Source organism: Acinetobacter sp. YH01022 (genome assembly GCF_013420235.1).
Taxonomy (GTDB): Bacteria; Pseudomonadota; Gammaproteobacteria; order Pseudomonadales; family Moraxellaceae; genus Acinetobacter.
The window spans coordinates 19,174-42,283 of record NZ_VOYP01000003.1 but is presented as its reverse complement, the minus strand read 5'-3'; the positions used below and the strand labels follow the sequence as shown (position 1 = coordinate 42,283).

Genomic DNA, 23,110 nt, shown 5'->3' with positions numbered 1-23,110 from the left:
CCAATGAAAAAAATAATACCTATCCTGAAGGGGATTTCTTATATTTTTAGTCTGCTGTCTTTGTTGAGTGTATCCAGTAGTTATGCTCAACAGTTTGACCAGCAGTATTTAAAATGGAAGGTTGAACAGGAGGCCCAGGATGCACGGTTAAAAATACCGCGCGTCTCAACACGGAATTATTATTTGGCTAGGCCTGCTTTAAACTCTGCGACTTCAGCGACCAACAAGATCAACCTGAATCAGGCCAATGCGGAACAGCTACAAGAACTTTCAGGGGTAGGACAGAAGAAAGCTGAAGCCATTATTTCCTATCGACAAAAAAATGGAAAATTTAAAAATATTGAAGAATTGCAACAGGTCAAGGGGATTGGACCTGCGCTATTTAGCAAGAATAAAGACCGTTTAGGCTTGTAGAGGAATGGCAATAGCCGCTTAGAATATCGAACAAAGTATGATGCATTAAGATAATCAAATTGCCCTTTGATTGTGTTAGAGATATGATTAGCGTCATCTTAGATATTTTACGTTCAGACGTAGGAGACAGCGTCTTTTGCAAACTTTGCGCGCGTCAAAATGTGGTTTATCAACCGCTCAATTACCTTCTTACATATTAGATGTTATTGATGCCTTAACCAAGGCAGGCTATGAAGCTTATATCGTCGGTGGCGGCGTCCGTGACTTAATTTTAGGGCTGAATCCTAAAGATTTTGATGCGGTTACCAACGCAACTCCGGCTCAGGTCAAAGAAGTATTCGGACGACGTTGCCGTATTATCGGACGACGTTTTGAGCTTGCTCATGTCTATGCCGGTCGCGAACTGGTCGAGGTGGCCACTTTCCGTGCCCCGCCTAAAAAAGCAGTCACTTCTGCCTCAGGCATGATTCTGCGCGACAATAACTGGGGCACAATTGAACAGGATTTTGTGCGTCGTGATTTTTCCATTAATGCGATGTATTACCAGCCGCGTCAAGGGATTGTGCTGGATTTCTGTCATGCTATTGATGATATAAAAAATAAAACCTTGCGCTTGTTGGGTGACCCGACCTTACGTTTCGAAGAAGATCCGGTACGTATGCTGCGTACTTTACGTTTTGCTGCAAAATTAAATTTTAGTATTGCACCTGAAATTTTAGAGATTTTTACCCCAGAGCTGACCCAGCTGTTGCGTGATATCTCTCCACACCGCTTATATGATGAATCACAGAAGCTGTTCACCATGGGACATTTGAACCGGGTGCTGCCAATGCTGATTGATTTCGGTATTTGGCATCAGCTGTTTGCGGACATCAGCCCGGATATCTCCACCTTTATCGAACGCGCTGCGATCAATACCGATCAGCGCATTCAAATGGGCAAGACCATCAATCCTGCATTCTTCTATGCGGTATTGCTGTGGAAACCGTTCTTGGAGCGTTGTGACTTTTATTTAAGTAAAGGGATTGTTCCAGCAGAGGCAAGAGCGCAAGCCGGTTTGGATGTGTTAAAACGTCAGGCTACCCGGACCATCATTCCACGTTTTGCAGAAACCTTTATTCGTGAAGTCTGGGAAATGCAAACGCGTTTACTCAATCCGAAGCCGCAGCAAATACAGGCTTTATCGACCCATGCGCGTTTCCGTGCCGGATTTGACTTTCTGTTACTGCGCGAGAAATCGGGTGACGATACCACTCAAGGCATGGGTGTATGGTGGGATGCGTATCAACAGATGTCTACGGATGAAAAAGAACGTGCCATCAGTCAATATAACCGCCAGCGTGCAAAAAGCCGCCGTAAGGCAACTACAGACGATGTGGTGGAAACCAAACCGGTTGCTGCAATTACTGAAATTGAACCTTTGGTGAACGAGCCGGAACCGCGTAGTCGCCGTGAACGCAAGAGCCGGACAAAATCTGAAAGACCCGTTCAGTCCACTTCATCAAATGGCTCGGAAATTGGCTATGACCATCCGATTTTAAAACGCAAACGGGTCAAACGTGATTTAAGCCAGGTGATTTTTGGACCGACACAATGAGCACAGTAACCTACATCGGCCTAGGCAGTAATCTGGGTGATTCACGGCAAATTTTAGCAGAGGCAGTACAGAAGCTGGCGACGCTGGGAGCCGTGAAAACATCCAGATTGTATCAAAGCCCTCCAATGGGGCCACAAGACCAGCCCAATTACTTAAATGCGGCTGTACAGCTGGTTACAGACTTGGAACCCCTTGCATTGCTGGATGAATTGCAGCGTTTTGAGCAAGAATCAGGTCGAGTGCGACTGCGCCGTTGGGGTGAACGGACTTTGGACCTGGATCTCCTCATGTATGGCGAAGAACTGATTCATCATGAGCGTTTAACCGTGCCACATATTGGTGTTATGGAACGTGATTTCGTGCTGATGCCATTGCTTGATTTAGAGGCAAATTTACAACTCAAAGGACAATTATTAAAAGATTTACCGATATTGCAACATCCATCGCTTACCGTATTGGATGAGGGAAATTGGGCAAATATTTAATTTTTTGCATGACCGCTTGAGAAAGTCGTCATAAGAGGAATATCCGGATGATTAGTCTAAGTGACTTAAGAAAATTTAAAGCGCAAGGCCGCAAATTCTCTTGCCTGACTTGCTATGATGCGAGCATGGCGAAAGCAATGGAAGTTGCTGAAATTGATACGATTCTGGTGGGTGATTCTTTAGGAATGACCATTCAGGGCTGTGATTCTACTCTGCCTGTGACGGTACAGGATATGGCTTATCACACCGCAGCTGTTCGCCGTGGTAATCAGCATGCTTTTATTCTGACTGATTTGCCGTTTATGAGTTATGCCACGCTGAATGATGCCTTAATCAGTGCCAAACAAGTGATGCAGGCTGGTGCGCACATGGTGAAAATTGAAGGCGGTGCATGGCTGGCTGAAACCGTTCAGGTCTTGACCCGCAATGGTATTCCTGTATGTGTGCATTTGGGCCTAACTCCACAATCTGTGCATGTGTTTGGCGGCTATAAGGTTCAGGCGCGTACCCGTGAAGCTGCCGATCAGCTGATTGCCGATTGTAAGGCTGTGGTGGAAGCCGGTGCTGCGGTACTGCTACTGGAATGTGTTCCGGCGCAGGTGGGTAAGGAAATTAGTGAGTTGTTTCCACATACGCCTGTGATTGGCATTGGGGCGGGGGCAGATACGGACGGCCAAGTATTGGTTGTACAGGACATGCTTGGACTGACCGGTGGTCATGTGGCCAAATTTGTACGTAATTTTATGAAAGAACAGGCAGGGGAAACTGCAATTCTGGATGCTTTTAAAGCTTACCATGCAGCGGTACAAGATCAATCTTTTCCTGCTAAAGAACAAACTTTTCAAGTTGAGCTGTAAACATGAAAACAGAAACTACCATTCAGGGATTAAGCGCTTCACTGAGTCCAGCTCGATCGGCACGAAAAATTATCGGTTTTGTTCCGACCATGGGGAATTTGCATGAAGGGCATTTAAACCTGGTGCGTGAAGCAAAAAAAATCTGTGATGTTGTTGTGGTCAGTATTTTTGTCAATCCGATTCAATTTGGGCCTAATGAAGACTTTGACAGCTATCCGCGTACTCTGGAGCAGGATAGTCATTTGTTGGCAGATGTCGGCTGTGACATTATTTTTGCCCCTAGCGTTGAGCAAATGTATGGTAACAAGCCGCGTTTAACCAACATTAGCGTGTCTGAGATTACCAATGACTTATGCGGGTTGCAGCGTCCGGGTCATTTTGATGGCGTGGCGGTAGTGGTTACTAAACTGTTTAATATTGTGCAGCCAAATTTTGCCTTCTTCGGGCAAAAGGACTACCAGCAACTGGCGGTGATTCGTCAGTTTGTACGTGACCTGAATATTCCGCTAGAAGTGATTGGGGTGCCGATTACCCGTGCCAAAGATGGTTTGGCCCTTAGTTCGCGTAATGGTTATTTGAGTGCAGAACACCGTGCCATTGCTCCGACCATTTACCAGAGTTTAACTGCTGCCGAGCAGGAACTGCACAGTGGTATCAGCCTTGCGGACGTGTTAGAAAATATAAAGCAAAAGTTGACACAAGCTGGTTTTATTGTGGATTATGTGGAAGCACGCACTCCGGAATTACAAAAAATAGAAGCCTTTGATCAGGATGTGGTGCTGTTTGTTGCCGCTAAATTGGGCACTACCAGACTGATTGATAACTTGCAGGTTAAGCATACTGCATAGACTTCACTATTAAGGACAGCCTTGCCATGAAGCGTATTTTAATCGTCACAGGACAATCTGGATCGGGAAAATCATCTGCCCTGCAGGTGCTTGAAGATTTGGGCTATTACTGTATTGATAATTTACCGCTGGCATTGCTGCCGGAAATTGTGGAAAAACTGGATCGTGACAATAATCTTGAACAGCTGGCACTGGGCGTAGATGTACGCAGTACGCGTGCAGATTTGCAGGAATTTGATCATGTTTTTGAACAACTGCAGAAATCTGGTTCGGTGGATATCATTTATTTGACTACGCAAGATCAGGAACTGATTTCGCGTTTTAGTGCATCGCGGCGTCCGCATCCTTTAGCCAGTCGTTTTAAAAGCCTGACTGAATGTATACAGGAAGAAAAAAACTTATTGCTTCCGATACAGTTGCGTTCAACGGTACATATTGATACTACCGATAAAAGCGTACATGATCTGAAACATACCTTGTTGTCTAAACTTGGACAATCAGATAACCTCATTTTAATTTTACAATCATTTGGTTATAAACACGGTATTCCGCTTGATGCCGATTATGTCTTTGACGTACGTCATTTGCCGAATCCGCATTGGGATCTGGAATTGCGAAAATATTCAGGTTTGGATTTGCCTGTACAACAGTTTTTGCTGCAAAGTGAACAAACCAATGAAATGTTCCAAGACATTTATCATTTTTTAGATAAGTGGTTGCCTGCCTTTGCAGAAGGGCATCGTCACTATATGACGGTATCCATTGGCTGTACCGGCGGGCAGCATCGTTCCGTATATATCGTAGATAGACTCAAAAAAGCCCTTGAGGAAAAATGGTCTATCCAAGTCCTCCACAGAGAAATGAAGCACTGGTCATGATTGACACAACTGTTGACGTAATTAATAAACTAGGTTTACATGCGCGTGCGTCTGGAAAGCTAATCGAAGTTACCACCAAATTTCGTTCATCGATTCAAATTGGTAAAGGCAACAAATTAGTAGATGCAAAAAATATTATGGCTTTGCTGATGCTCGGTGCAGGCAAAGGCACAACTTTACGTTTAGTGCTTGAAGGTACAGATGAAGAACAGGCTTTATCTGAAATTCAGGCATTATTTGCAGCAAAATTTTACGAGGCAGATTAATCGTGGCACGTCGACCGAACCGTTTTACTGAAGATGACTTTGAAAGTTTAGAAGGGCGGGCGAGTAAAACCGAACAGAAAAAAGCAGTTCAGCGTATGGCTGCTTTAGGTGAGCAACTGGCTCAGTTGAGTATCAAACAAATTAAAAACCTTCCGGTGGAAGAACGTTTGATTGATGCTTTACTGGATGTGCAAACCATTACTTCACATGAAGCACGTCGCCGTCAGTTTCAGCGTGTAGGAAAATTATTGCGTAATGAAGATGAAACCATGATTTTGTCTTACCTTACTCCACAGCAAGGCGCGAAAAAAACTGCGCAGTTGCAACGTTGGGTCGATCGTATGATCGCGCAAGGTGATCCGGTGATTAAAGAATTCATGAAAGCGCATAATGCTGCCGAGCATCATGCCATTCGTCAGCATATTTTGCGTATCCATCGTGATATCAAAAATCAGGTGACGGAAGAAGAGCTGGCTGCATCCAAGTTAAAACTGTTCAACTATATTCAGCAAGTGGCTTTGATTTCAGATAACTGACTTTCTTATTTCTATACTCAAACTAAAAAAGCGACTCATGAAGTCGCTTTTTTTCTTCTCTCATTTAAAAGGTGATAAATGATGTTTCACAAGGGGTAATCCCCCTAAGTCCCCCTTTGAAAAGGGGGACTTTACCCATCAGATGATGGATTACTGAAACTCGCCTGTAGCACGTTCTTTGGCCCAGTCACGCAAGATGAATTTTTGCAGTTTGCCTGTAGATGTCTTTGGAATCTCGGTAATCACCACATCTTTAGGTACTTTAAAACGGGCCAAATGCTGTTTACAGTATTCAATCAGTTCTTCAGCTGTTGCAGTTTTACCTTGTTTGAGTTCCACAAAGGCACATGGAACTTCCTGCCAGCGTGGATCAGGTTTTGCCACTACCGCTGCCGTCAGGACTGCAGGGTGCTGATACAGCACTTCTTCCACTTCGAGTGAAGAAATATTTTCACCGCCGGAAATAATCACATCTTTAGAGCGGTCGGTAATTTTGGCATAGCCATCCGGTTGGCAAACGGCAAGGTCACCGGTATGGAACCAGCCACCAGCAAAGGCTTCGGCGGTTGCTTCAGGATTCTTTAAATAGCCTTTCATGACGATATTGCCGCGGAACATGATCTCGCCCATGGTTTTACCATCATGCGGCACTTCGTGCATGGTCTCCGGATCAAGTACTTTCATGCCATCTTGCAGTGGATATGGAACTCCTTGACGAGAGTGCAAGTGTGCCTGTTCCTGAATCGATAGATCGCTCCAGCCCGCTTGTGATGCACACAGTGCAGAAGGGCCGTAAGTTTCAGTTAAACCATAGACGTGAGTGACATTAATGCCAATATTACGCATGCCTTCAATAATCGCCGCAGGAGGCGCGGCACCGGCCACCATCACTTCAACACGGTGATCAATCTGGGTCTTTTTCTCTTCAGGGGTATTGATCAGCATCGACAGGACAATCGGTGCGCCACAGAAGTAGTCGACTTTATGTTCGGCAATCAATTTGAAAATCTGTTCTGCATCAACTTTGCGCAAGCAGACGTTGGTACCGCCATTGGCAGCCATGGTCCAGGCAAAGCACCAGCCATTGCAGTGGAACAATGGCAGGGTCCATAAATAGGTCGCGCGAGGCATCATGCCGCAAGCAATGATGTTACTGGCTGCATTAATGTAGGCCCCCCGGTGATGATAGACCACACCTTTCGGGTTCCCCGTGGTGCCCGAGGTGTAGCTTAAGCTAATGGCATCCCATTCATCCGCGGGTAAATGCCACTCAAAATTGGTATCACCTTGTGCAATCCAGTCTTCATATTCAATCTGGCCAATACGGGTATCCTCACCCTCATATTCTTCATCGGCGACATCAATGACATAGATTTCTTGCGGAATCAGCGCCAAGGCTTCTGTAGCAAGCTGGCTGAATTCGGGGTCAACCAGCAATACCTTACTTTCGGCGTGTTCCAGCATGAAGGCAACTGTTTTGGCATCCAGACGGGTATTTAAGGTATTCAGTACGGCACCTGCCATTGGTACGGCAAAATGTGCTTCAATCATTGCCGGCACATTAGGCAGCAGTACCGAAACGGTATCATTTTTACCGATCCCGAGTTTTTGGAGTTGGTGGGCAAACTGGCGGCAACGATTATATTTTTCACGCCAGGTAATACGACGTTTACCATGAATAATTGCATTTTGATTCGGGTAAATATAAGCAGCCCGATCCAGATAGCGTAAAGGTGACAACGCTACAAAATTTGCGGGGGTACGCGGTAATTCATCATATGCGCTAACCATGTTAAAACTCCATTCTATATTTGTTTTCATATCCTTTTGAAAAAGATATGCATTTATCAGAAATCTTGCAGTTATGCTTTAGTCGAGTGCTATTTTATAATTTTTAACATATTGAAAATTAAAAAAATTATTTTATGGGGTGGATTTTTTTTGAACGCATGGGTTCCCATATTTGCTTTTTTAGGTATTTTACTCTAAATGGGCAATTTAAATAACATTAGCTAGGGAATAATAATGAAAATACAACAGGCGGATAAAGGATGGCGTAATTGGTCTGGAAGCCAGCAGGCACATCCATAAATTTTTCAACCTCAGCATGTCAATGAATTACAAAAATGAGTCAAATTCTATGGTCATATTCCTGTCGTTGGTGCAAGGCATTCATTTAGTGTGTTGGCCAAGACGGATGAAACTTTGCTTAATCTCGATCAGTTCAAAGGCGTGCTGGCCTTTGATGAAGATAAAAGTCAATGCACAGTTTAAGCGGGTACACGCTTATATGACTTAGGGAAATATGTTGTTCCGATCAATCAGTCTTTAGCCAATCAGGGGGATATTGACCAGCAAAGTCTGGCTGAACTGCAAGGTGCCTTATGAATAGCTACACCCATGTTAAAAGTTTTGCACTATAGCCAGTTACCTGATCTGGAACTGCTGCTGGTGCCGAAATCCTGTGAGATTGACCGGGCTGATTATGTGTTTTTAAGACCCACCCAGAGCGAAGCTGTGATTCCGCAATTTGCTCCGCTTTCTGCCTATGCTCAGTGCAAGTTCTAAGCATGGGATAACTTTAGAGCATAAAAAGGGAAGTGAAAATTCCTTGATTGAGCTAGAGCTAGAGCTAAGGCATTGGCAAATAAATTCAAAATGTGCCAAATTGCGAATTTTATAGGTGAAAAGGTTTAATCCTGTGGATAAGACGTGTAAAATTCGAATCGATTTTTATTTATCCACCGTTTTTATCTTTTGAGGTTCTGCCTCGATCATAATCTCGCGGTGACATGCCCTATGGTACGGGGCATCACTCCTTAAGGATTTTTTTATGCCAATTATCACTTTGCCAAATGGCGATCAAAAACAGTTTGATCAAGCCGTATCTGTGATGGACGTTGCACTGAGCATTGGTCCGGGTCTTGCAAAAAATACAGTTGCGGGTCGCGTAAACGACCGTTTGGTTGATGCGTCTGATCTCATCACTGAAGATGCAACCTTACAAATTATCACGCCTAAAGATGAAGATGGTATTCACATCATTCGTCACTCTTGTGCGCACCTGGTCGGCCATGCAGTTAAGCAATTGTTCCCCGAAGCAAAGATGGTGATTGGCCCGGTCATTGAAGAAGGTTTCTACTATGACATCTGGATGCCACGTCCGTTTACTTTAGATGACTTGGCGGCGATTGAAGAGCGTATGAAAAAGCTCATCGACCAAGACTATGATGTCATCAAAAAAATGACCCCACGCGATGAAGTGATTGCAGAATTCACTGCGCGTGGCGAAGAATACAAACTCCGCTTGATTGAAGACATGCCTGAAGAAACGCAAATGGGCTTGTACTACCATCAAGACTATCTGGATATGTGCCGTGGTCCGCACGTACCGAATACCAAATTCTTAAAATCGTTCAAGCTGACTAAAATCTCTGGTGCTTACTGGCGCGGTGATGCGAAGAATGAACAGCTGCAACGTATTTACGGTACAGCATGGGCGGATAAAAAACAGCTTGCGGCTTATGTAAAACGTATTGAAGAAGCAGAAAAACGCGATCACCGGAAAATCGGTAAAGCTTTAGACTTGTTCCATATGCAGGAAGAAGCACCGGGTATGGTGTTCTGGCATCCGAATGGCTGGACCATTTACCAGGTACTGGAACAGTACATGCGTAAAGTTCAGCAAGATAATGGTTATCTTGAGATTCGTACCCCGCAAGTGGTGGACTTCACGCTTTGGGAAAAATCGGGTCATGCGGCAAACTATGCAGACAACATGTTTACGACTCATTCAGAGAACCGTAACTATGCGGTTAAACCAATGAACTGTCCATGTCACGTACAGGTATTCAACCAGGGGTTGAAATCTTACCGTGATCTTCCGATCCGTCTGGCTGAGTTTGGTTCGTGTCACCGTAACGAGCCATCAGGTTCATTACACGGCATTATGCGTGTTCGTGGCTTTACCCAAGATGATGCACACATTTTCTGTACCAAAGAACAGATTGGAACTGAAGTTGCAGATTTCATTAAATTGACTTTAGATGTGTACAAAGACTTCGGTTTTGAAGACGTTCAAATGAAACTGTCTACACGTCCGGAAAAACGTGTCGGTGATGACAAACTTTGGGACATGGCGGAAAAATCTTTGGCTGATGCTTTAGATGCTGCTGGTCTGGAATGGGAACTGCAACCGGGTGAAGGCGCATTCTACGGTCCTAAGATCGAATTCTCATTGAAAGACTGCCTAGGTCGTGTATGGCAGTGCGGTACCATTCAGTGTGACTTCAACCTGCCAGAGCGTCTGGATGCATCTTACGTAACAGAAGATAACGACCGTGATCAGCCTGTTATGTTACATCGTGCAATTCTTGGTAGTTTCGAGCGTTTTATTGGTATACTGATTGAACACTACGCAGGCTTTATGCCACCTTGGTTGGCACCTACACAAGCGTGCGTGATGAACATTACCGATTCTCAAGCGGAAGCATGTGAGTCAGTCGTCGCTAAACTTAAAGAAAACGGTATTCGTGCCATTTCCGACTTGAGAAATGAGAAAATCGGCTTTAAGATTCGTGAACGTACTTTAGAGCGTATTCCTTACTTACTGGTACTTGGCGACCGTGAAGTAGAGGAAGGTACAGTGAATGTGCGTACCCGCTCAGGAAAAAATTTGGGTACTATGTCAATCGATGCTTTCGTTGACCTAGTAAAAGCAGCCGTTGCCGAACGCGGCCGGTATATTGTGGAGTAAAAGCGATTAAACAGCCTGACCGTAATCAACAGGGCGGTAACAAATCAAACCGTCCTGCTTTGAATGATGAAATTCGTGCAAAAGAAGTCCGTCTTGTAGACGAAAATGGCGAGCAAAAAGGCATCGTAAGCTTAAATGATGCTTTACGTGCAGCTGAAGCTGTCGATCTTGACCTGGTTGAGATTGTTGCAAATGCTGAGCCACCCGTGTGTAAAATCATGGACTTCAACAAGCATTTGTTTGATCTGAAACAAAAGCAGAAAGAAGCGAAGAAAAAACAGCATCAAGTACAGGTGAAAGAAATCAAGCTCCGCCCTGCGACTGATGTTGGTGATTACAACGTAAAATTACGTGCCATTATCAAGTTCCTTGAAGAAGGCAACAAGGTAAAAATCACTTTACGCTTCCGTGGTCGTGAAATGGCTCACCAACAGTTGGGTCTGGCTCAATTGCAAAAAGTTGAAGCAGATGTGGCTGAATTCGGTGTAGTTGAACAAGCACCAAAAATGGAAGGTCGTCAAATGGGTATGCTACTTGGTCCTAAAAAGAAAAAGTAAGCCTCTATTGATGAAGAAAGCCCTGCAAAAGCAGGGCTTTTTTATAGCGATGATTTTTTGAATCGGTTTTTTAAGAGATCGTTTCAATTATTTAAAAGACCAGTCATTGACCAGTCTTTTGGGGGTGTTATTTTGTTGTTTCCTGTTGAGGTGACGCAAGTTTTTCCGTGGTTTTGCTGCCAATCGGAATCTGGCGAGGTAATTTTTCTTCTGGAACATTGCGCTGTAAGTCGATTTTTAACAAACCGTTTGCAAAGTCAGCTTGTTGTACTTCTACATGTTCATCCAGACGTAAAGACAGTTTAAAGGAACGGTGGGCGATACCTTTGTGTAAAAATTCTACCGTAGTATCCGATTTTTCTTCAACCGCTTTGCCGCTAATGGTCAGAACTTGATTTTCCAGGTTGATCTCGAGTTGGTCTTCGTTAAATCCAGCTGCAGAGACGACAATGCGGTAATTATTATCGCCGGTTTTTTCAATATTGTAATGTGGATAATTCGGTGTTTCACTTTGCATTGCGTAGTCAAACAGGTCATTAAAACGGTCAAAACCGATGCTACGTCGGAACAGTGGGGTAAGACTGGAATTGCTCATGGATAGAACCTCCGGTTCTCAGAAAAGTTATAGAAGCATGATGATAATTCTGTAATGGATGGCATAAGTAATGTGAAGCAATATCCTGAATGGATGATTGCTTCATGTCTAATATAAGATTGGGTGGAGGCTTTTCAAGCATCAATATGTAACAACATCCGGGGCGGATTTTTGCCTGAAAATAATGCTTTATATTTAGTGGTTTTATTGATGAATCTATAATTAAATATGCGGATGTATGGTACTAAATCATGCTATAACTGGAATAAATTTTAAGCATGTCATGTAAAACGAAAAAGGCAAAAGGTAGGAAACATGATTGATCTCTATTATTGGGGAACACCCAATGGTCATAAAATTACAATAGCATTAGAAGAAATGGGTTTGGAATACCAAATTTTTCCAGTCAATATTTTAGAAAATGATCAGTTTCAGCCTGACTTTTTACGTATTTCACCTAACAATAAAATTCCCGCGATTGTGGATCAGGATGGACCGCGTGGTGAAGCCATTTCAGTATTTGAGTCTGGGGCAATTTTGCAATATTTGGGCCGTAAAACCGGATTGTATTATCCAGTAGATGAGCAACAGCGTGTTGAAGTCGAGCAATGGCTGATGTGGCAAATGGGTGGTTTCGGGCCGATGCTAGGGCAAAACCATCATTTTGGCCGCTTTGCGCCGGAAAAAATTCCCTATGCCATAGACCGTTATGTCAATGAAACCAAGCGTCTGTATGGTGTGCTGAATAAGCAGCTGGTGGGGCAGAAGTATGTGGCGGGCGAGTATTCGATTGCCGATATGGCGATTTTACCGTGGATCCTACGCCATGAATGGCAGCAAATTCAGCTGGAAGATTATCCCTATGTAAAAGAATATGTTGATCGCCTGACTGCACGTCCTGCTATTCAGAAAGCATTGTCGATTCAGGTCGCTGGCTAAAATGACTTGAACTACAGTTGTGTTAAGATGGCGGTATAGAAAAATAAACCACCCATGCGGTGGTTTTTTATTGGATCAGCACCTTATGAAAGCATTTTTTTTAAATTCAACGCGTATTCTGGAACACAATGCCAAAATCTATTGGAGCATTATCTTTGGTATAGCAGCTTGTTTGATTCTTTTTATTGCCGAAGCCGTGCACATCCAGAATTTTATGGCGACTTTAAATACGCAGGACCAGAATGCTTTATACGCAGCCATCCAGCCTTTGACGCAGCGCTATAGCTATAGCCGTTATCTGGTTCTGGTTCTGGCTTTGCTTTGGAGCGTTTATGAATATACCTCAACCAAGAAAAAACTCGGGCTTTAAACCGGTTGCAGCCTGATGCCGGCTTACCTGCTGCTGTTTATTTCTGCCTTTGGTGCGGCCACCTTATTGCCTTTGCAGTCCGAAGCGGTTTTATTGGCTTTATTGGCTGAGGGTAGCCATTCAGTTCCGTGGCTACTGTTTGTTGCAAGCTTGGGAAATATTTTGGGATCCTGCGTGAACTGGTGGCTCGGTTTTAAGGTTGAACACTACAAAGACAAAAAATGGTTTCCTGTTTCACAGCAGCAAATGATGAAAGCACAGGCGAAATATCACAAATATGGCTACTGGTCATTATTGCTGAGTTGGGTGCCCATCATTGGCGATCCGATTACTCTTATTGCCGGTCTGCTAAAAGAAAATTTTGCCCGATTCCTGTTGATGGTTTCGATAGCTAAAATAGGGCGCTATTTGTTTATCTATTTGGTTTTTAGTCTGTTTTAAAAAAACGGGATGCTTGTGCATCCCGTTTTTAATTTTGCTTATTCACAGTGATTTAAGTCGAACTTAATTTCATCTTTAAAACTGGATTTTTTATACATCCATAAAGTGCTGGCAGTGCGCTTAACATTAATTTGGCTATTGGATACGGCCTGAACAACTTTTTGGTCTAAAGCATAAATCCCCGAACCCTGAGTAACTTTGACTTTTTTCACATCACCGTGTTTATTCACTTTAAAGTTGAATTTAACGCTACGATTGTGGCCAGCCAGTAAGTCAGAATCAAGCTCTAGCTGGGGCTGAGCGCGGTATGAGAAAGCTGTTTTTCTGTTCTGCTGTTGAGCCTGCCAATTTTTCGATTCAAACTGATAGGGGCAGGCTTCAACATCCTCCTGGTCTAACTTTAAGCTAAAGGTTTGATAGCCAATAAGCGGTGTCGCCGTGTCATTTTCGATATGGGGTTTGACATGTGCTTCACGCACGGCTTGAACCAACAGGTTATCCAGATGGCTTAAGCCGGTACTTTCCTGTACGCTGGCCTTGGTGACATTGCCGGTTTCATCTGCATAAATGCGAATAATGGCACTGCGGTTTTGCTCTTTTAAATCTTCATTTTTATAGTTTGGATGCGGAAATTTGGTCCACTGAATGCGTGTGGTCAAATGCGCGGGAAGGGCTGCGCTTTTCTGAACGGCAAGCTGTTTGGTTGCTTTAGATTCAGCACTGTAAACAGTACTGAAGGGTACACACATGAGTAGAGAAAAACACAGTATTTGCTTCATAAATATTTATTTCTTAGTCAAACCAGATGTTGCAGTGGTAGCGGAGTATTATGAGTGCGCAGTATTTCCTGAATTGGAAATACTGGCAAGTCTAAAAACTCAATTAATGTTCATGATCATGCACTTTGGTAATGTCGACGCCAAATAAATCGCGGGTTTTTGCCCAGCTCAGCGCTACTACTACCACGGTCATACAGCCTCCAAAGACGGTTGCCATGATGGTGCCCATATATTTGGCGGCTAAGCCGGATTCAAAAGCACCAAGTTCATTACTGGATGAGACAAACATGCCATTCACCGCGGCGACACGGCCACGCATATTTTCTGGCGGATAAATTTGCAGAATGGTCTGGCGAATCACCACTGAAATACTGTCACAGGCACCAGTCATGGCCAAAGCGAACAGCGATAGCCACAGGTTATTTGAGAAGGCAAACAGCAGGGTAAATAGGCCAAATCCGGCAACGGCGAGCAACATATTACGCCAGGCATTTTGGGTTGGTGGAAATCTGGTTAAGGCAATCATGGTGATGAGAGCACCAATCGATGGCGCTGCACGCAAGTAACCCAAACCTTCAGGACCGACTTTTAAAATATCTTCGGCAAAGATCGGCAGTAAGGCAATGACCCCGCCAAACAGCACCGAAACCAGATCTAGCGAAATCGCCCAAAGTACGATTTTGGTTTTCCAGATAAAGCGGAAACCATCGCCTAAACTTTCGATTAAATTATTTGTTTCGATTTTTGGAAAACTGCGCTTTTGTAGCAGGTTAATCAGGATGAAACAGATGGACAATAAACCGGTTACCGCCCATAAACTGTTTTCAGGACCTAAAAAAGCCAGCATAAAACCGCCCAGCATGGGACCAATAATCACGCCACTTTGCCAGCCGATGGTGGTCCAGGTGGCACCATTGGCATAGAGCTCGCGTGGAATCAGGAAAGGTTTTAATGATGTGGCGGAGGGATTATAAAAACCGCGAATTGTACCCAAACCAAAAATAACCGCATAAATCCCCCAAGACAGTGTAGTAACGTCGATCTGTCCTAATCCATAGGAATGGAATAGCCACCATAAAACCACAGGCAAGGGCACGGCAAAAAACAGACATATTTTCATGATGGTCTGTTTGTTAAAGCGGTCGGCAAAATAACCGCCCCACAAGGACAAGGCAATAAAAGGGATGGCTTCGGCCAGACCAATTAAACCCAGTGTTAAAGGATCTTTGGTAATCCGATACAGCGAATACGCGACAATAATTTCTTGAATTAAAATGGCGAGCGTTAGGCAGAACTGGTTCATCGTGACAATAGAAAAGTCACGATAACGCAGGGCGGCAAAAGCATCCTGTGCAGGGTTCATAGCAGTCCAGTATTCTTATGGGCTGATAATTATAATGCCGAATAGTGGATTTATTAATAAAAACATCCCGCTTTTGATAGTGAAAATAAGACTAAGAGAATCTGATCATTGGTGTGCAATTTTCAGTATCTCTGCTTTTGTTTTGAGCAAAGATGCTTTAGAATACTTGCTCCCTTACCTGCAGGTCGTTTTTGCAATGGTGCAGACGTGCTGAACAGGTGTTTAAAGAGGTTGTTATGGCTAAGTTAAAAACTCGCCGTGGTGCAGCTAAACGTTTCAAAGCGACTGCTAACGGTTTCAAGCGTAAACAAGCGTTCAAACGCCACATTTTGACCAAAAAATCTGCTAAACGTATCCGTCAATTGCGCGGCTGTGTGATGGTTCACGTAAGTGACGTTGCTTCAGTTCGTGCTATGTGCCCATACATCTAAGGAGATTTATAAATGGCTCGTGTAAAACGTGGTGTACAGGCTCATCGCCGTCATAAAAAAATTCTTGCTCGTGCTAAAGGTTACTATGGCGCTCGCTCACGCGTTTACCGCGTTGCGTTCCAAGCAGTAATCAAAGCAGGTCAATACGCTTACCGTGACCGTCGTCAAAAGAAACGTCAATTCCGCGCTTTGTGGATTGCACGTATCAACGCTGGTGCTCGTCAAAATGGTTTGTCGTACAGCCGTATGATCGATGGCTTGAAAAAAGCTCAAGTGATCATCGACCGTCGCGTACTTGCTGACATCGCTATGCATGACGCAGTTGCATTTGCTGCTTTAGCTGAAAAAGCTAAAGGTGCATTAGCTGCTTAATCATCTCTCGATGATTGAAAAAGACCGCTTTTTAGCGGTCTTTTTTATTTTGGCTTTTTAAAATACATTCAATATGGATTTCGGCTTATTTAAGGGTGTGAAATACACGAGAAGCTAATTCAGTTCAATCTAATCAAACTTGCGCTTTGGAAAGCCCGATAATATAAATAGGCCAATGGCAGCAAAGCCAATCGCCTGAATGGCGAGCATCAGCTTATGCTGGGTAGGCAATGCAGAAATTAAGGTAATGAATGCCATCAGCGGCATAATGAACACAAGAATCTCAAAACCTTTCTTATAAGGGTTATCTGCCGCAATTTTTAAGCTTAACGCTCTTAATACATGTATGCCCATACCAATGCCTACACTTATTCCTGTCAACATGGGGGAAAGTTGCTGTACCGTAGAGCAGAGATAAATGATCATACAGGTTGCAATACAGACCATCAGTTTCAGCTCGCGGCTACATTGGTCGGAATACCAGAACTTCAGCATTATTTTTGCTCATCCAAGGGGGCATTTTTATTCAATAAAGACAAGGGTGAAAACAGGCAAATGGCCAAAGCCATAAAACCGATGCCTTGGGCACCGGGGATGAGAATTTCACCATTCTGCATATGCATGAAAATCAGGGCCAACAGCAAGGCAAGAGGAATCCAGACCAAGAGTCGATAGAACAGGCCGGTCGGGTTTTTAGCAGCAAAATGAATTTTACAGTAACGGCAAATCAGGAAAATAATACCTGTACCCATGAACATCAGGATAGCATCCGGTTTTAAAGGTTCCATCCAGTACAGTCCGCCCGTTGCAATTGCGATGACCACAAAGATCAGCAGTTTATGAAGAATGGAAGCTTTAGGATTGAACCAAAATTCGAGCATGTTTTTCTATTGGATGAATAAGAACTAAGGGCACTTTAGCATACGAGTGAGAGGGAAGCACAGATTCAACCTACCTGTAGATTATTTTAAATCTCTTTCTTAAGAGCACACATAACCAGAGAGATAAAAAAAGGAGACATTTTTTGTCTCCCTCATCCTAACCTTCTCTTACACTTAAATTTAAAGCAGTGCTTAAACTTAAGTTCAGGGAGAAGGAATTTTATTCAGCTATTTTTCTGTGGACCCCAATCATAGATTTTCTTTTGATAGGCATACCACATCATCCAGAGGCCAATCAAAATCATCGGTACAGTCAGGAACTGGCCTTTACTCATCCAGCCAATAAATAGCTGGCCATTATCGGGTTCACGGAAGAATTCCACCACAAAACGGGCAATACCATAACCGATCAGGAACAGGGCAGAAACTGCCATACGTGGACGCGGCTTGGAGCTGAACCACCACAATACAATAAACAGGATTAAACCTTCGCCCAAAGCCTGATAAAGCTGTGAGGGATGACGGACCAATTGCAAGGGATCGGTAGGGAAGATCATCCCCAGTGCAAAGTTTGAATCAGAAACCGGGCGGCCATACAGTTCACCACCAATGAAATTGCCAATACGACCGAACATCAGGCCAGTCGGGACACAAGGGGCAATAAAGTCCAGCGTTTGAAACCAGGTTTTCTGGTATTTTTTGCACCAGAATAGCATGGCAAGCATCACACCCAGGAATCCACCATGGAAGCTCATGCCGCCGGTCCAGACCTGAAATAACCATAGTGGATTGGCCATGAACTGTTCAAAGCCATAAAAGAATACGTAGCCTACACGACCACCGACCACGACCCCTAAGGCACCATAGAAGATCAGGTCAGAGACCATGTCAGGTGTCCAGCCATCACGTTGTTTGGTTCTATAGGTGGCAAGTCCCCAGGCAAATAAAAATGCCAGTAAATACATCAATCCATACCAGTGGACTTGTAATGGTCCCAGCGATACCGCAACCGGGTCTATATTTGGATAGGTCAGCATTCCTGTTCCTTGTCATTATGTTTTGCACAGATTTTAGCTGAAACCTGGGAAAAATGTTGTACATTCAATGTGTAAAGATGAAGAGCATGAATTATGTGTATTGTCGCTTTAGCCTGGCAAGTTTTGCCGGATACTCCTCTATGTCTGATTTCCAATCGGGATGAGTTTTATCAGCGGCCGAGTGCAGCATTGTACGCTTGGGAAAACAGTCCGATTATTGCCGGAAAAGATTTGCAGTCCGGTGGTACGTGGATGGGGATTACTGCATCAGGTCGCTGGGCAGTGTTAACCAATTTCAGGGATGCCAGCGATAAAACACAGTATCCGACTTCACGCGGTCATTTGATTCAGGCTTTTCTGGAATCCGATTTAACCCCGATCCGCTTTGCTCAAGCGCTGGAAAAACGCCAGCGTGATTATGCCGGCTTTAATTTATTTTTAGGTGATTCAAATCAGGCGGTTTATATGAGTAACCGTGGTGAAGCACCGCAGGTTTTAGCCCAAGGCGTGTATGTGGTGTCCAATGGTTTAATGACCGAGCATTGGGAAAAGACCCGACATTTACGTAAACGTTTTACCCAGGAATTTTTACCGATGCTCCAGCAGACAACGACATCCGAAGCAGATCTGGAATTTGCGGTTTGGGATATTCTGGAAGATGAACGGAAAATTATTCCCGAGCTTTTGCCCCAAACCGGCATTAGTTTAGAGATGGAGGAATTGCTTTCATCCACTTTTATTCAAAGCCCGGTCTATGGTACACGCTGTTCCAATTTTCTACGGATGAAAAATCAGCAATGGCAATGGCAGGAAAAATCCCAGCAAGGGACAACCCAAGGCAATATTATCCAGATAAATTTACCTTTAAGCCCATAAAAAATGCCGACACGAGGTCGGCATTTTTAGAAGGCAGTTTATTTACTTGGTATTGCTTTCTTTTGCATTGATGGAGCGATTGGGTCAGCCGTAATATAACCCACCGCCGCAGCGAACTTTTTGTTGTAGTTTGCATCAATTGCAGTGTCAATTTGCGTCAGTAAATCTGTGCTTAAGCCGCTACGTGCACCAGTTACAGCATCGATTTTATAGAAACGATTCCATTCATCACCTGGGTGCTGGAAGTTACTCATGATGTAGGTCCAGCCATTCACTTCATCTACGGCATGCAAACCTGTTGATTCTGCACCTGCTGGGGTAGATAAGATACGGTCCAATGTTTTTGCATCAACATTATATGCCCATAGATAGTTATTTAAATGGTTGCCTGAATCTTCACCGATGAACAAAGTGCGTAGTTTTTCTGAGAACTTTAAGTTATCTGGACTAGCAATTTTTTCTGGATTTGCCGTATTACCAAAAGTATCAATGCTAATATCTTCACCCATTAGTAACATATGACTTTGCGCAGGTATCCATTCACTTTGAATAAGTGTTCCTGTGCTGTCAACTTGATTACCTTTAAGGTCATGTGCAAGCACGCCACCGGCTTTTAATGCTTTTGCGAATTTAATATTATGCGCAGCAACGTAACTGCTTGTATTTACAACCATTGAGTCTTGTATGTTGGCAAGTGCCGAGTAAGCCACTTTATCCTTGATATTTACCGTTGTGCCTTCCATTTTGGTAAATGCCATGCTCGCACCCATCAGGGCCGCATAACGATGAGTTTCCAGGAAAGCGGCTACTTTTTCCATACCTGGTTTGATTTTGACCCAAAGCTTTTTCTTCGCCAATGTGATTTCAGTATAGCTGGCATCATTTGGATTTACGTTTAAGCTTTCCATGATGTCTGTTGGTTGAATATTCTGAACATTGACCAGATCTTCAATTTCTTTGCTGGTTGCAGAACCAAGCTTAATCCACTCGATACGTGCTGTAGAGGTTTCATTTAATTCATCTTTGTATTTAGCAGCATAGAGTGTTCCCGCAGAAAGGTCTTTCTCTTTATCTGCAATGAACATAAAGAAACCGCCATTGGTATAGTCATCACCCATGATGACGGTTTTATTGTCAGGCATGACCTGAACTAGTTCATGTGAAATACGACCTAAACAATAATGCTTCTTGATGCTACCTGTACCATCTAAGTTCACGATCACTTCGGGTAAATGGCCATAGTTATATGGTTTTACTTTGGTCATATCATTATTAAAGAAATATTTTCCAAATCCAGTTGGAGCTGGACCACCAATGCCTTGGTTGAAAGCATCAGGTTCATATTCTTCACTTGAAAGATGGGTATTCCACGGAGAAAGACTTGCACCACAAGTAATCCATAAACCGTGCACCGGTGCAGTATTCACGTTGAAATATTTTTTAAGTTCTAGATGACCTGTTTTTTGATCTTGGTCAAGTGTAAGAATAGCAATTGGAGAAGGCAATTGACCGTAGGTATCTGCACCTGACTGGTCTTTTGAATTATATTCAAACTGAACCACATGGAATATTGGGGTCGTCACACCGTCTACTTTTGCATCTTTCAAATGAATTAAAGATGAACCATCTGGAGCATCAGAAAAGAATTGACGTTCTTGTCCTACGACGGATTTATCCATAATTGGGTTGCCATTCACATCAAAATAGCCACCGGCAACAATTGTTCCACCACCATGTTTTGGCACAGTTTGACCTGTAACAAAGAAGGGTTTATATGCAAGCTGATATTCTGTATTTGTTGCATCATCCCAAGTAATTTGTAGTTTTGATTTAACCGATGTCGTCGCCATGTCAGCAACCGTGTTCGGCGCAACCATTGGGGTAAATTTAGCACTTTTAAAATTGACAGGTTTTGTCGGTGGAGTGGTAATGATGTCTGAATCACTATTATTACACCCCGTTAATGCTGCTGTTGTGGCCATTGCCCCAAGCGGTAAAAAAGGAATTCCAGAAAACCATTTTAAAAGATCGCGACGAGTTGGCTGATGAGAAGTGGTTGTCATATTAAATCCGTAAAGTGTAATTAAGTTATTGTTTAGTTGATTATCATGAGCGATTGTATAAACGGGTGATGACAGTTTTTTTACACTTTTTGGTCAATTTAAAGACAATTTATTTTATTTAAAAATAATAAAATCAATACCTTAATATATATAAATAAAAACTCCAAACTTGCGTTTCAGGTTTGGAGCCGAGTAAAAGCAGTGTGATTATGGTTTGAATGCATGGCGCTTTTCTAACATCTTTCCAAGAAATAATCCTATTTCAAATAATAACCACATGGGAATGGCAAGCATCACCATGGAAAGTGCATCCGGTGGCGTCACAAACATGGCGACAAAGAAACAGCCCACCACAATGAAGCGGCGTTTTTCTGCCAGACTTTGCGTGCTGACCACACCAATCAGAATCAGGACTAAAGTGATAATTGGAATTTCAAAGGTTAATCCAAACACCAAAAACAGTTTTAAACAAAAGCCTAAATAACTGTTGATGTCGGTCATTGGTGCAACGCTCTCCGGCGACACACTGATAAAGAAATGCAAAATTGCCGGCAAGGTAATGAAGTAGGCAAAAGCTATGCCTAAGTAAAATAAAGAAATACTACCAGCTAAAAGTGGAATAGCGAGGTGACGCTCTTTTTCATACAGGGCCGGGCGTACAAATGACCATAGGAAGTATATGATGAGCGGCATCGCCAGCATCAAGGCCACAAATAAGTTCAGCTTAAACGGTGCCATAAAGGTTGCAGTAACATCGGTGGCAATCATGGTGGAACTGACAGGCAGTTGTTGTCTGAGCGGTTCTGACAAAAGCTGATAAGTATAATTGCGAAATGGCAATAAGCAGAAAAACAGCAGCAGGGTAATAGCAACGATTTTAAATAGATACTGACGCAGAACGATTAAATGCTGCATCACAGGCATTTGTTCCAGATTTTCAGTCTCTGATTTGACTTCAGCAGTAGGCAATTGACTTTGGCTCATACGGCAATCTTCAATGTAGAGGGGAGATAAGAGCGTGAAACCTTGACTGCATCAGCGCCATGTAACTGAACAAAATTCGCTGAAAAGGGTGTCAAACGACACGGACTGAGCCAGGTATAATAAAGGGGGGAAGATGGCTCTTGAGTCTTTTCTTGTTGTGTTGACTGGGTCAAATGATCCAGCTGCTTTTGCAAGCGTTGTTCTATTTCTGTCATGCGGTCAATTTCTTTCTGAATTTCTTCACGAAACTCTGAAAGTTTCAGTTCCCGATCGACTTCGGTTTGAACACTATGAATAAAGCGCTTCGCTTTACCATACCATTTCGCGGCAAAACGCGCAGCTTCGGGCAGTTTTTCAGGACCCAAAACCAGCAGTGCAATAATGGCAAAGCACAGCAGTTCAGTCATACCGACATTTAGCATGGCTGCACTCGCTTAGCTTTTTACAGTATTTTCAGTGTTTTTAACCTGAGCATCAATGGTGCGGGGTTCTTGCAGTTGAGCATGTTCAGCATCATCATCTTTGATCGATTTTTTAAAATCCTTAACGGCCCCCCCGATATCCTTACCCAGATTTTTCAGTTTGGATGTGCCAAACAATAAAATCACCACAATTGCAAAAATGACAACGTGCCAAATTGATAATCCTGCCATGTTATTTTCCTCTATTTTTGTTGTCCTTATCTCAACAGGCTTTGATGACAAAGCGGTGACGTTTCTGTTTCGGTTTTAAGACAAAGCGATTCATGGCTAGATGAATATGAAAAATGAGTCCTGCAAGATCAT

28 protein-coding genes and 1 pseudogene are annotated in these 23,110 nt (G+C 43.4%); 18 read left to right on the top strand and 11 right to left on the bottom strand.

The genetic code is table 11. The features are described from left to right. Positions 1 to 3: 3 nt before the first annotated feature. The 8 genes from FTT87_RS01765 (at position 4) to yjgA (ending at position 5,881) form a co-directional block, all read left to right on the top strand. The gene (locus FTT87_RS01765) at positions 4 to 414 is read left to right on the top strand and encodes a ComEA family DNA-binding protein (protein WP_180043673.1); all 411 of its coding nucleotides are present in this window, start codon (positions 4 to 6) and stop codon (positions 412 to 414) included. A 136-nt stretch (positions 415 to 550) separates the two neighbouring features. Beyond that, positions 551 to 2,011 (top strand): polynucleotide adenylyltransferase PcnB, encoded by a 1,461-nt coding sequence (gene pcnB / locus FTT87_RS01760; protein ID WP_180174237.1) that lies wholly within the window; start codon positions 551 to 553, stop codon positions 2,009 to 2,011. Beyond that, on the top strand, positions 2,008 to 2,496 hold the full coding sequence (gene folK, locus FTT87_RS01755; protein WP_180174236.1) for a 2-amino-4-hydroxy-6-hydroxymethyldihydropteridine diphosphokinase: 489 nt from the start codon (positions 2,008 to 2,010) through the stop codon (positions 2,494 to 2,496). The genes pcnB and folK overlap by 4 nt, the downstream gene beginning before the upstream one ends. A gap of 47 nt (positions 2,497 to 2,543) precedes the next feature. After that, the gene (panB, locus tag FTT87_RS01750) at positions 2,544 to 3,353 is read left to right on the top strand and encodes a 3-methyl-2-oxobutanoate hydroxymethyltransferase (protein WP_180081647.1); all 810 of its coding nucleotides are present in this window, start codon (positions 2,544 to 2,546) and stop codon (positions 3,351 to 3,353) included. A 2-nt stretch (positions 3,354 to 3,355) separates the two neighbouring features. Next, positions 3,356 to 4,201, top strand: a complete 846-nt coding sequence (panC, locus tag FTT87_RS01745) for a pantoate--beta-alanine ligase (protein WP_180174235.1) — start codon at positions 3,356 to 3,358, stop codon at positions 4,199 to 4,201. Between the two features lie 26 nt (positions 4,202 to 4,227). Beyond that, positions 4,228 to 5,079, top strand: a complete 852-nt coding sequence (gene rapZ, locus FTT87_RS01740) for an RNase adapter RapZ (protein ID WP_180174234.1) — start codon at positions 4,228 to 4,230, stop codon at positions 5,077 to 5,079. Continuing rightward, positions 5,076 to 5,345 carry an HPr family phosphocarrier protein gene (locus FTT87_RS01735; RefSeq protein WP_180043686.1) on the top strand — a complete coding sequence of 90 codons (270 nt, stop codon included), beginning with the start codon at positions 5,076 to 5,078 and terminating at the stop codon, positions 5,343 to 5,345. Before rapZ ends, FTT87_RS01735 begins: the two co-directional genes overlap by 4 nt. A 2-nt stretch (positions 5,346 to 5,347) precedes the next feature. Further along, complete coding sequence (yjgA, locus tag FTT87_RS01730) at positions 5,348 to 5,881, top strand: ribosome biogenesis factor YjgA (RefSeq protein WP_086195385.1); 534 nt, start codon at positions 5,348 to 5,350, stop codon at positions 5,879 to 5,881. Positions 5,882 to 6,031: 150 nt separating this feature from the next. Here yjgA and FTT87_RS01725 read toward each other — a convergent pair whose 3' ends face one another. Next, positions 6,032 to 7,672 (bottom strand): acyl-CoA synthetase, encoded by a 1,641-nt coding sequence (locus FTT87_RS01725; RefSeq protein ID WP_180082064.1) that lies wholly within the window; start codon positions 7,670 to 7,672, stop codon positions 6,032 to 6,034. A gap of 300 nt (positions 7,673 to 7,972) precedes the next feature. Here FTT87_RS01725 and FTT87_RS16205 point away from each other — a divergent pair. The 4 genes and pseudogenes from FTT87_RS16205 to infC form a co-directional block, all read left to right on the top strand. Then, positions 7,973 to 8,248, top strand: a pseudogene (locus FTT87_RS16205) (FAD-binding protein); the annotation flags it as partial. A 33-nt stretch (positions 8,249 to 8,281) separates the two neighbouring features. After that, entirely contained in the window at positions 8,282 to 8,449 is a 168-nt protein-coding gene (locus tag FTT87_RS01720) for a hypothetical protein (protein ID WP_171263151.1), read from the top strand. Positions 8,450 to 8,714: 265 nt separating this feature from the next. Further along, the gene (gene thrS, locus FTT87_RS01715; RefSeq protein WP_180174233.1) at positions 8,715 to 10,637 is read left to right on the top strand and encodes a threonine--tRNA ligase; all 1,923 of its coding nucleotides are present in this window, start codon (positions 8,715 to 8,717) and stop codon (positions 10,635 to 10,637) included. Between the two features lie 5 nt (positions 10,638 to 10,642). Then, positions 10,643 to 11,194 carry a translation initiation factor IF-3 gene (gene infC, locus FTT87_RS01710; RefSeq protein ID WP_086195388.1) on the top strand — a complete coding sequence of 184 codons (552 nt, stop codon included), beginning with the start codon at positions 10,643 to 10,645 and terminating at the stop codon, positions 11,192 to 11,194. A 127-nt stretch (positions 11,195 to 11,321) separates the two neighbouring features. Here infC and FTT87_RS01705 read toward each other — a convergent pair whose 3' ends face one another. Further along, a complete protein-coding gene (locus tag FTT87_RS01705) occupies positions 11,322 to 11,789 on the bottom strand; it encodes an Hsp20 family protein (protein WP_086195389.1) in 468 nt (155 codons plus the stop codon). Between the two features lie 315 nt (positions 11,790 to 12,104). Here FTT87_RS01705 and FTT87_RS01700 point away from each other — a divergent pair, with 315 nt between their 5' ends. The 3 genes from FTT87_RS01700 (at position 12,105) to FTT87_RS01690 (ending at position 13,539) form a co-directional block, all read left to right on the top strand. Then, positions 12,105 to 12,728 (top strand): glutathione S-transferase N-terminal domain-containing protein, encoded by a 624-nt coding sequence (locus tag FTT87_RS01700; protein WP_180174232.1) that lies wholly within the window; start codon positions 12,105 to 12,107, stop codon positions 12,726 to 12,728. A gap of 85 nt (positions 12,729 to 12,813) precedes the next feature. Then, positions 12,814 to 13,098 (top strand): hypothetical protein, encoded by a 285-nt coding sequence (locus tag FTT87_RS01695; RefSeq protein WP_180174231.1) that lies wholly within the window; start codon positions 12,814 to 12,816, stop codon positions 13,096 to 13,098. A 15-nt stretch (positions 13,099 to 13,113) separates the two neighbouring features. Further along, positions 13,114 to 13,539: a YqaA family protein gene (locus tag FTT87_RS01690; protein ID WP_180174230.1), complete on the top strand. Its 426-nt coding sequence runs from the start codon at positions 13,114 to 13,116 to the stop codon at positions 13,537 to 13,539. 38 nt (positions 13,540 to 13,577) lie between these two features. Here FTT87_RS01690 and FTT87_RS01685 read toward each other — a convergent pair whose 3' ends face one another. Both FTT87_RS01685 and FTT87_RS01680 read right to left on the bottom strand, forming a co-directional pair. Next, complete coding sequence (locus FTT87_RS01685) at positions 13,578 to 14,318, bottom strand: TonB family protein (RefSeq protein ID WP_180174229.1); 741 nt, start codon at positions 14,316 to 14,318, stop codon at positions 13,578 to 13,580. A 103-nt stretch (positions 14,319 to 14,421) separates the two neighbouring features. Continuing rightward, a complete protein-coding gene (locus tag FTT87_RS01680) occupies positions 14,422 to 15,681 on the bottom strand; it encodes an MFS transporter (protein ID WP_180174228.1) in 1,260 nt (419 codons plus the stop codon). 236 nt (positions 15,682 to 15,917) lie between these two features. On the opposite strand from FTT87_RS01680, the gene rpmI reads away from it, so the two are divergent. Beyond that, the gene (rpmI, locus tag FTT87_RS01675) at positions 15,918 to 16,112 is read left to right on the top strand and encodes a 50S ribosomal protein L35 (RefSeq protein WP_004637967.1); all 195 of its coding nucleotides are present in this window, start codon (positions 15,918 to 15,920) and stop codon (positions 16,110 to 16,112) included. Between the two features lie 12 nt (positions 16,113 to 16,124). After that, positions 16,125 to 16,484, top strand: coding sequence for a 50S ribosomal protein L20 (gene rplT, locus FTT87_RS01670; RefSeq protein ID WP_004867327.1), 360 nt, complete (start codon positions 16,125 to 16,127; stop codon positions 16,482 to 16,484). Between the two features lie 129 nt (positions 16,485 to 16,613). Here rplT and FTT87_RS01665 read toward each other — a convergent pair whose 3' ends face one another. From FTT87_RS01665 to lgt, 3 genes are all read right to left on the bottom strand, one after another. Further along, a complete protein-coding gene (locus FTT87_RS01665; RefSeq protein ID WP_180174227.1) occupies positions 16,614 to 16,979 on the bottom strand; it encodes a hypothetical protein in 366 nt (121 codons plus the stop codon). After that, complete coding sequence (locus tag FTT87_RS01660) at positions 16,979 to 17,365, bottom strand: hypothetical protein (protein WP_086195397.1); 387 nt, start codon at positions 17,363 to 17,365, stop codon at positions 16,979 to 16,981. Before FTT87_RS01660 ends, FTT87_RS01665 begins: the two co-directional genes overlap by 1 nt. A gap of 224 nt (positions 17,366 to 17,589) precedes the next feature. Continuing rightward, complete coding sequence (gene lgt / locus FTT87_RS01655) at positions 17,590 to 18,402, bottom strand: prolipoprotein diacylglyceryl transferase (RefSeq protein WP_180174226.1); 813 nt, start codon at positions 18,400 to 18,402, stop codon at positions 17,590 to 17,592. A gap of 93 nt (positions 18,403 to 18,495) precedes the next feature. On the opposite strand from lgt, the gene FTT87_RS01650 reads away from it, so the two are divergent. Next, a complete protein-coding gene (locus FTT87_RS01650) occupies positions 18,496 to 19,278 on the top strand; it encodes an NRDE family protein (protein ID WP_180174225.1) in 783 nt (260 codons plus the stop codon). Positions 19,279 to 19,316: 38 nt separating this feature from the next. Here the strand turns inward: FTT87_RS01650 and FTT87_RS01645 are convergent, their stop codons facing one another. The 4 genes from FTT87_RS01645 to tatA all read right to left on the bottom strand — a co-directional run bounded on the left by FTT87_RS01645 (position 19,317) and on the right by tatA (position 22,978). Beyond that, a complete protein-coding gene (locus FTT87_RS01645) occupies positions 19,317 to 21,341 on the bottom strand; it encodes a PhoX family phosphatase (RefSeq protein ID WP_180174224.1) in 2,025 nt (674 codons plus the stop codon). A gap of 207 nt (positions 21,342 to 21,548) precedes the next feature. Continuing rightward, a complete protein-coding gene (tatC, locus tag FTT87_RS01640) occupies positions 21,549 to 22,325 on the bottom strand; it encodes a twin-arginine translocase subunit TatC (RefSeq protein WP_180174223.1) in 777 nt (258 codons plus the stop codon). After that, positions 22,322 to 22,747 carry a Sec-independent protein translocase protein TatB gene (gene tatB / locus FTT87_RS01635; protein WP_180174222.1) on the bottom strand — a complete coding sequence of 142 codons (426 nt, stop codon included), beginning with the start codon at positions 22,745 to 22,747 and terminating at the stop codon, positions 22,322 to 22,324. The genes tatC and tatB overlap by 4 nt, the downstream gene beginning before the upstream one ends. Positions 22,748 to 22,759: 12 nt before the next feature. Further along, positions 22,760 to 22,978, bottom strand: a complete 219-nt coding sequence (tatA, locus tag FTT87_RS01630) for a Sec-independent protein translocase subunit TatA (RefSeq protein WP_180174221.1) — start codon at positions 22,976 to 22,978, stop codon at positions 22,760 to 22,762. Between the last annotated feature and the right edge of the window lie 132 nt (positions 22,979 to 23,110).

Bases quoted from the DNA above. Each gene is read 5' to 3' on its own strand.
- FTT87_RS01765 (WP_180043673.1), top strand. From the start codon at position 4: ATGAAAAAAATAATACCTATCCTGAAGGGGATTTCTTATATTTTTAGT.
- folK (WP_180174236.1), top strand. From the start codon at position 2,008: ATGAGCACAGTAACCTACATCGGCCTAGGCAGTAATCTGGGTGATTCA.
- panB (WP_180081647.1), top strand. From the start codon at position 2,544: ATGATTAGTCTAAGTGACTTAAGAAAATTTAAAGCGCAAGGCCGCAAA.
- panC (WP_180174235.1), top strand. From the start codon at position 3,356: ATGAAAACAGAAACTACCATTCAGGGATTAAGCGCTTCACTGAGTCCA.
- rapZ (WP_180174234.1), top strand. From the start codon at position 4,228: ATGAAGCGTATTTTAATCGTCACAGGACAATCTGGATCGGGAAAATCA.
- FTT87_RS01735 (WP_180043686.1), top strand. From the start codon at position 5,076: ATGATTGACACAACTGTTGACGTAATTAATAAACTAGGTTTACATGCG.
- FTT87_RS01725 (WP_180082064.1), bottom strand. From the start codon at position 7,672: ATGGTTAGCGCATATGATGAATTACCGCGTACCCCCGCAAATTTTGTA.
- FTT87_RS01720 (WP_171263151.1), top strand. From the start codon at position 8,282: ATGTTAAAAGTTTTGCACTATAGCCAGTTACCTGATCTGGAACTGCTG.
- thrS (WP_180174233.1), top strand. From the start codon at position 8,715: ATGCCAATTATCACTTTGCCAAATGGCGATCAAAAACAGTTTGATCAA.
- FTT87_RS01705 (WP_086195389.1), bottom strand. From the start codon at position 11,789: ATGAGCAATTCCAGTCTTACCCCACTGTTCCGACGTAGCATCGGTTTT.
- FTT87_RS01700 (WP_180174232.1), top strand. From the start codon at position 12,105: ATGATTGATCTCTATTATTGGGGAACACCCAATGGTCATAAAATTACA.
- FTT87_RS01695 (WP_180174231.1), top strand. From the start codon at position 12,814: ATGAAAGCATTTTTTTTAAATTCAACGCGTATTCTGGAACACAATGCC.
- FTT87_RS01690 (WP_180174230.1), top strand. From the start codon at position 13,114: ATGCCGGCTTACCTGCTGCTGTTTATTTCTGCCTTTGGTGCGGCCACC.
- FTT87_RS01685 (WP_180174229.1), bottom strand. From the start codon at position 14,318: ATGAAGCAAATACTGTGTTTTTCTCTACTCATGTGTGTACCCTTCAGT.
- FTT87_RS01680 (WP_180174228.1), bottom strand. From the start codon at position 15,681: ATGAACCCTGCACAGGATGCTTTTGCCGCCCTGCGTTATCGTGACTTT.
- rpmI (WP_004637967.1), top strand. From the start codon at position 15,918: ATGGCTAAGTTAAAAACTCGCCGTGGTGCAGCTAAACGTTTCAAAGCG.
- rplT (WP_004867327.1), top strand. From the start codon at position 16,125: ATGGCTCGTGTAAAACGTGGTGTACAGGCTCATCGCCGTCATAAAAAA.
- FTT87_RS01665 (WP_180174227.1), bottom strand. From the start codon at position 16,979: ATGCTGAAGTTCTGGTATTCCGACCAATGTAGCCGCGAGCTGAAACTG.
- FTT87_RS01660 (WP_086195397.1), bottom strand. From the start codon at position 17,365: ATGCTCGAATTTTGGTTCAATCCTAAAGCTTCCATTCTTCATAAACTG.
- lgt (WP_180174226.1), bottom strand. From the start codon at position 18,402: ATGCTGACCTATCCAAATATAGACCCGGTTGCGGTATCGCTGGGACCA.
- FTT87_RS01650 (WP_180174225.1), top strand. From the start codon at position 18,496: ATGTGTATTGTCGCTTTAGCCTGGCAAGTTTTGCCGGATACTCCTCTA.
- FTT87_RS01645 (WP_180174224.1), bottom strand. From the start codon at position 21,341: ATGACAACCACTTCTCATCAGCCAACTCGTCGCGATCTTTTAAAATGG.
- tatC (WP_180174223.1), bottom strand. From the start codon at position 22,325: ATGAGCCAAAGTCAATTGCCTACTGCTGAAGTCAAATCAGAGACTGAA.
- tatB (WP_180174222.1), bottom strand. From the start codon at position 22,747: ATGCTAAATGTCGGTATGACTGAACTGCTGTGCTTTGCCATTATTGCA.
- tatA (WP_180174221.1), bottom strand. From the start codon at position 22,978: ATGGCAGGATTATCAATTTGGCACGTTGTCATTTTTGCAATTGTGGTG.